The sequence below is a fragment of the Paenochrobactrum pullorum genome (genome assembly GCF_041929845.1).
Classification (GTDB): Bacteria; Pseudomonadota; Alphaproteobacteria; order Rhizobiales; family Rhizobiaceae; genus Paenochrobactrum; species Paenochrobactrum pullorum.
Genome location: NZ_JBHEEH010000012.1, coordinates 81,079 through 87,672, shown reverse-complemented (window position 1 = coordinate 87,672; position 6,594 = coordinate 81,079). Strand labels below are relative to the sequence as shown.

5 protein-coding genes are annotated in these 6,594 nt (G+C 50.6%); 3 read left to right on the top strand and 2 right to left on the bottom strand.

What is annotated here, in order from left to right:
* On the bottom strand, positions 1–2,162 hold a 2,162-nt coding region (locus JNC77_RS14260), incomplete at its 3' end, for an FdhF/YdeP family oxidoreductase (protein ID WP_374833638.1).
* 136 nt (positions 2,163–2,298) lie between these two features.
* Here JNC77_RS14260 and JNC77_RS14255 point away from each other — a divergent pair.
* On the top strand, positions 2,299–3,459 hold the full coding sequence (locus tag JNC77_RS14255; protein WP_374833636.1) for an alpha-hydroxy acid oxidase: 1,161 nt from the start codon (positions 2,299–2,301) through the stop codon (positions 3,457–3,459).
* 4 nt (positions 3,460–3,463) lie between these two features.
* On the opposite strand, the gene JNC77_RS14250 is transcribed toward JNC77_RS14255, so the two are convergent.
* Positions 3,464–3,937, bottom strand: a complete 474-nt coding sequence (locus tag JNC77_RS14250; protein ID WP_374833634.1) for an Lrp/AsnC family transcriptional regulator — start codon at positions 3,935–3,937, stop codon at positions 3,464–3,466.
* A gap of 148 nt (positions 3,938–4,085) precedes the next feature.
* Between JNC77_RS14250 and alr the strand changes: the two genes are divergently transcribed.
* Positions 4,086–5,213, top strand: a complete 1,128-nt coding sequence (gene alr, locus JNC77_RS14245; RefSeq protein WP_374833632.1) for an alanine racemase — start codon at positions 4,086–4,088, stop codon at positions 5,211–5,213.
* A 59-nt stretch (positions 5,214–5,272) separates the two neighbouring features.
* Complete coding sequence (locus tag JNC77_RS14240) at positions 5,273–6,526, top strand: D-amino acid dehydrogenase (protein ID WP_374833629.1); 1,254 nt, start codon at positions 5,273–5,275, stop codon at positions 6,524–6,526.
* Positions 6,527–6,594 lie beyond the last annotated feature (68 nt).

Below are 6,594 nucleotides of genomic sequence, written 5' to 3'. Positions count from 1 at the left end.
AAGCGGAAATTCTCGGCAACCCGCTTGATACCATCATCAAACTGGCCGATAATATCGGCTCTGTCTCCGGCTTCAACACCCATTTCCGCCATATCAGCCGGATTGACAAACACCACCTGCCGCTCACCATAAACACCACGATAGCGGTCATCCATACCATAAATAGTGGTATTATATTGATCATGACTGCGGAAAGTTTGCAGCACATATTGTCCCGCTACACCACGCGCCTGCTGATGCTCCACCGCCTCCGGCATCGCGCCTGTCCAGAAAGTGGCCTTGCTGCTTGATGTATTCCACTCACGCTCGGCGGCACCGTTGCGCAAATGAAACCCGCGCGGCACCCGCACCCGTTTGTTGAAATCATAAAAATCAGGCAAAACGCGCTCGATATGATTGCGGATCAGATCATAATCATCAGCCAACTCCAGCCAGTTGACAGGCTTGGCGCCTAATGTTGCATTGGCAATCCCTGCAACAATGGCAATCTCCGAGCGCAGCAATTTGGAGGCTGGCTGATTGATACCACCGGAGCCATGCACCATGCTCATGGAATCTTCCACTGTTACAATCTGTGCTTGCCCCTTGGAGTTGAGATCAATTTCGGTGCGCCCGAGACATGGCAAAATATAAGAATTTTTACCCGGCAAAAGATGCGAATGATTGAGCTTGGTTGCCACATGCACAGTCAGATCCAGACCGCTCAATGCTTTGGCAATTACCGGACTGTCAGGCGTGGCACGGGCAAAATTGCCGCCCAAACCGATAAAGGCTTTTGCACTGCCATCCAGCATCGCACCAATAGCGCCTAAAACATTATGCCCCTCAGCGCGTGGCACTTCAAAACCAAACTCGCGTTCCAAAGCATCAAGAAAAGCTTTTGACGGTTTTTCATTGATGCCGACAGTGCGGTCGCCCTGCACATTAGAATGGCCACGCACCGGACAAAGCCCCGCGCCCTCCCGACCAATATTCCCGCGCAGCATCATGAAATTGGTAATTTCTCGGATGGTAATCACAGAATGGCGATGCTGAGTAATGCCCATTGCCCATGTGGTAATAACATTGCCGGCATTGAGATAAATTTGCGCGGCATTTTCAAGCTGAGAGCGTGTCAGACCGGCCTGATCTTCAATACTGTCCCAACTTGTCGCCTCGACGGCGGCTCGATAGGCTTCAAATTCCACTGTATGTTCAGATAAAAACACATGATCCAGCACGGAATTGTCGCCTCGTGCCAGTGCTGCATCATCAGCTGCAAACACCGCTTTGGCCATGCCGCGAAAAGCCGCCAGATCACCGCCCAATCGTGGTTGCAAATAATCGCTCGCAATGGCTTCACTGCCTCCGGTGATCATTTCCAGCTTGTTTTGCGGGTCAGAAAAGCGCTCTAATCCCCGTTCGCGCACCGGATTAAGCACAACAATGCGTGCACCCCGTTCTGCCGCACGGCGCAAATCCCCCAGCATACGCGGATGATTGGTTCCCGGATTTTGGCCGACCACAAAAATAGCGTCAGCTTTTTCAAAATCTTCCAGCAACACTGTGCCTTTACCAACCCCGATGGACTGTTTCAGCGCAACGCCGCTGGCCTCATGGCACATATTGGAGCAATCGGGAAAATTATTGGTGCCATAGGCACGCACAAATAACTGATAAAGAAAAGCCGCTTCATTAGAGGCACGGCCGGAGGTATAAAATTCAGCGCGATGCGGACTATCAAGCCCTGACAAAATTGAGCCGATTTCAGCAAATGCTTCGTCCCAGTCAATCGCTTCATATTGATCTGTTTGTGCATTATAGCGCATTGGATGCGTCAAGCGGCCGATATGTTCCAGATCATAATCCGTCCAGCCTTGTAATTCTCTGACTGTATGGGTTGCAAAAAACTCCGGTGTGGTGCGCCGTCCTGTGGCTTCCCACGCAACTGCCTTCACCCCGTTTTCGCAAAATTCAAAGGAAGAGCCATGCTCCGGATCGCCCCATGCACAACCCGGACAATCAAAGCCATTGGGCTGATTGGCCTTCAACATGGTACGGACATTGGTCAGAGCCGCCCCGCTTTGCAAAATTTGCTTGCCGGAACTTTTAAGCGCGCCCCATCCGCCCGCAGCTTTAGAAGCTTTGCCGATAAAGCCGGTTTTACCGTTGCACTTGCTCATGCCCGTTCCTCTTTATACGTCAGCTATGCTTTCATTCTGCCAGTTATTAACTTGATTGAATAGTAGTTTATTCATATTGGCAATTAATGCTATCCGTGTTTCTGTGCACTATATTTTAGAAAAAAGGGTGGATACTATGGCGCAAATACTGGAAATCGCAGATCTGAAAAAACTTGCACGCCGTCGTGTGCCGAAAATGTTTTTTGATTATGCAGATTCCGGCGCTTTTACCCAATCCACCTATCAAGCCAATGAAGATGATTTCAAAAAGATAAAATTGCGTCAGCGCGTGCTGGTCGACATGACCAACCGCTCGCTTGAAACCACCATGATTGGTGAAAAGGTGGCAATGCCGGTGGCTCTTGCTCCAACCGGCCTCACCGGCATGCAACATGCGGATGGCGAAATGCTGGCAGCCCAGGCAGCAGAAGCCTTTGGCGTGCCATTCACCCTTTCCACCATGAGTGTTTGTTCGATTGAGGACGTGGCATCGGTTACCACCAAACCATTTTGGTTTCAGCTTTATGTGATGCGCGACCGCGACTTTGTTAAAAGCCTGATTGAACGCGCCAAAGCCGCCAAATGTTCGGCACTGGTTTTAACCCTTGATTTGCAGATTTTAGGCCAGCGCCATAAAGATTTGCGCAATGGCTTGTCGACACCGCCCAAATTTACGCCGCATCATATCTGGCAGATGGCAACGCGCCCAAACTGGTGCCTTAAAATGCTAGGCACCAAGCGCCGCACCTTCCGCAATATCGCCGGACGCGCCAAAAACGTCACCGACCTCTCCTCACTCGCGGTTTGGACAGCAGAGCAGTTTGACCCGCAGCTCAATTGGAGCGATGTGGAATGGATCAAAGAGCAGTGGGGCGGCAAGCTGATCCTTAAAGGCATTTTAGATGTCGAGGATGCCCGCATGGCCGCCAAAACCGGTGCTGATGCAATTATAGTTTCCAATCACGGCGGCAGACAACTGGATGGTGCCTGCTCTTCCATTTCCATGCTGCCGCAAATTGTCGATGCGGTTGGCCACCAGATTGAAATCCACATGGATGGCGGCATTCGTTCAGGCCAGGATGTGTTGAAAGCACGCGCTCTTGGAGCGCGCAGCACCTTTATCGGCCGCCCGTTTCTTTATGGGCTTGGCGCCATGGGCAAAGAAGGTGTCACCAAAGCACTCGAAATTATTCGTAACGAGCTGGATATCAGCATGGCACTTTGCGGCAAACGCGATATTGAAACCATTGATCGCTCTATTTTACAGGTTAATCCTTGGGAAAACGGCCGCTCATGATGGCTTAACCGGCACGTTGCTGGCTAGGCGCTTTCGACAACAAAACCGTGCGGATGGAAAAGCTGGAATGAATGCGCGCAACTCCCGGCAAGCGTGACAAGATTTCCTTATGAATGACTTCATAGGCGGCGGCATTTTCTGCCTCCGCCCGCAAAATATAATCGGCATCTCCCGTCATCAAATAACATTCCTGAATTTCAGGATGACGGCGCACCGCCTCTTCAAAACGATTAAGATATTCCTCCGTTTGTCGGTCAAGCGTAATACGCACAATCGCCACCAGACGCTCGTCACCATCAGTGGAGCCGACAATCGCCGTATAACCGCGGATGACGCCCGATTGCTCCAGAATCTGGACACGGCGCAAACAGGCCGATTGCGATAATCCTACTTCCGCCGCCAACTGGCTATTGGTCATGCGACCATCACGGCGCAAGCTACGGATGATATTGCGGTCGATACTATCAAGCGATGACATGCATAATCTTCCAATAAAAGATGAAAAATACCTAAATTTCGATTATAAATCGCATAATATTCGAAAGATAGCAAAGATATTCGAACGATCTTCGACTAGCATATCATGATAAACAAAATTTACTGCTGTTCTGTCAGGGTCATGGCCGATGTCACTTTCTAAAATGCAGCTTAACAATAATGAACATGATCTGGCTGCAGGTGGCATCCTGACAATCAGCCTGAAGGCTTTGCGCCATAATTATCAGGCTGTTGCCAAACAAATTGCGCCCACACGCGCCGGTGCTGTGGTTAAGGCGGATTCTTATGGTCTGGGCGCAGATAAAGTGGCACCCGCTTTTTATCAGGCCGGTTGCCGCGACTTCTTCGTCGCGCATTTGGGTGAAGCTTTAAAATTGCGCCCGCTCCTTGCCAATGATGCTACTCTCTATGTGCTCAATGGCTTGCAGCCACATACAGAAGAGGTTTGCGCCGATGCGCAAATTATTCCCGTCCTCAATTCATTAGAACAGCTTGCCAACTGGCAAAATCTTGCCATCAAGCGCGGTATAACATTACCCGCACTTTTGCAGATCGATACCGGTATGGCGCGTTTAGGGCTATCGCATGAAGAGCTTGATCATTTAGCCGATCACCTTGATCTGCTTGATCATCTCGACATCAAATTCATCATCAGCCATCTGGCTGTCGGTGATGAATTTAATAATCCATTCAATAAACACCAGCTTGAAACCATGAAAGGTGCATTGGCGCGTTTGCCAGAAATGCCGGTCGCCTTCGCCAATTCCGGTGCATGTTTTCAAGATAAAAGTTTCCATTATAATCTGGCGCGTCCGGGTGTGGTTTTATATGGCGTCGGCCCTGATTTGCCGGATCATCCGATTCTGCCGGTTGTCGAACTTTCTGCCCGTATCATACAGGTGCGCAATGTGGCGCAAGGCACGCCGGTTGGCTATGGCTGCACCTATGTGACACCAAAACCCATGCGCATTGCCACCATTGCCGTTGGTTATGCCGATGGCTGGTTTCGCAGTTTAAGCAATAAAGGCTCGGCCTTTTATGGCGATACACGACTGCCGATCGTTGGTCGTGTGTCGATGGACAGCATTACCCTTGATGTCACTGACTTAGCCGAAGGCACATTGAAACTTGGCAGTCTGGTCGAACTGATCGGCCCGCATCAATCATTGCAAGACGTAGCGCGGGATTGTGATACGATCCCTTATGAAATTCTGACAGCTTTAGGGAGCCGCTATTCACGCCACTATGTGGATTAAAAGCACCCGACAACCGCAATTTGAACAATTAAAATTATAAGCAATAAAGGGGTCATCCCATGAAAGTTACTATTTTAGGCAGCGGCGTTGTTGGTGTTTCCACCGCCTATTATCTGGCCAAAGCCGGTCATGAAGTGACCGTTATCGACCGCGAAACCGGTCCGGCACTGGAAACCAGCTTTGCTAATGCCGGCCAGATTTCGCCGGGTTATGCCTCCCCTTGGGCAGCACCGGGCATTCCATTTAAAGCGGCCAAATGGCTGTTTATGAAACATGCGCCGCTGATCATCCGCCCGACCTCCGACCCGTTCCAATATACTTGGCTGTTGTCGATGCTCGCCAACTGCACATCGGGGCGTTATGCCGTCAATAAAAGCCGCATGGTGCGCATTGCCGAATATAGCCGCGATTGCCTCATTCAGCTGCGTGCAGATACCGGCATTGAATATGACCACCGTACACAGGGCACTTTGCAGCTTTTCCGCGAACAGTCACAGCTGGATGCGATTGGCAAAGATGTGGAAGTTCTGCGTAAAGACGGCGTACCGTTTGAAGTGCTTGACCGTGAAGGCTGTGCACAGGCTGAGCCGAGTCTGGCTCGCGTCAAAGAAAAATATGTCGGCGGTTTGCGTTTGCCAAATGACGAAACCGGTGATTGCTTCAAATTCACCAATGCGCTGGCCAAAATTTGCGAAGGCTTGGGCGTCAAATTCCAATATGGCGTCAACATCAAATCCTTCCTGAAATCCGGCGACCGTGTTACTGCGGTTGAAACCGATCAGGGTAACATCACCAGCGACCGTTTTGTCGTGGCTCTTGGCAGCTATACCCGTGCGATGGTCAAAAGCCTCGGCCTCAATGCACCGATCTATCCGGTCAAAGGCTATTCGCTGACACTGCCGATCATCAATGAAGACAATGCACCGGTTTCGACCATTCTGGATGAAAGCTACAAGATCGCGATCACCCGTCTTGGCGACCGTATCCGCGTTGGCGGCATGGCAGAATTGTCAGGATTCAGCAAAGATCTGCCAGCCAATCGTCGTGCAACCTTGGAATTATCGGTAACCGACCTCTTCCCGGGTGGTGGCGATGTTAAGGCTGCAACCTATTGGTCAGGTCTTCGCCCGATGACACCGGATTCAACCCCAATCATTGGCGCCACACGCTATGACAACCTCTTCATCAACTCCGGTCATGGTACACTGGGCTGGACAATGGCTGCCGGTTCAGGCCGCGCTTTGGCCGACATGATCACCGGCGTTAAACCAGAAATCGACATGAGCGATATCGGTATTTCCCGCTACGGCTGAATCTAACTCTCAATAAAAAAGCCCGCGATGTTTTAAGTAACATCGCGGGCTTAACTTATTGAATCAAT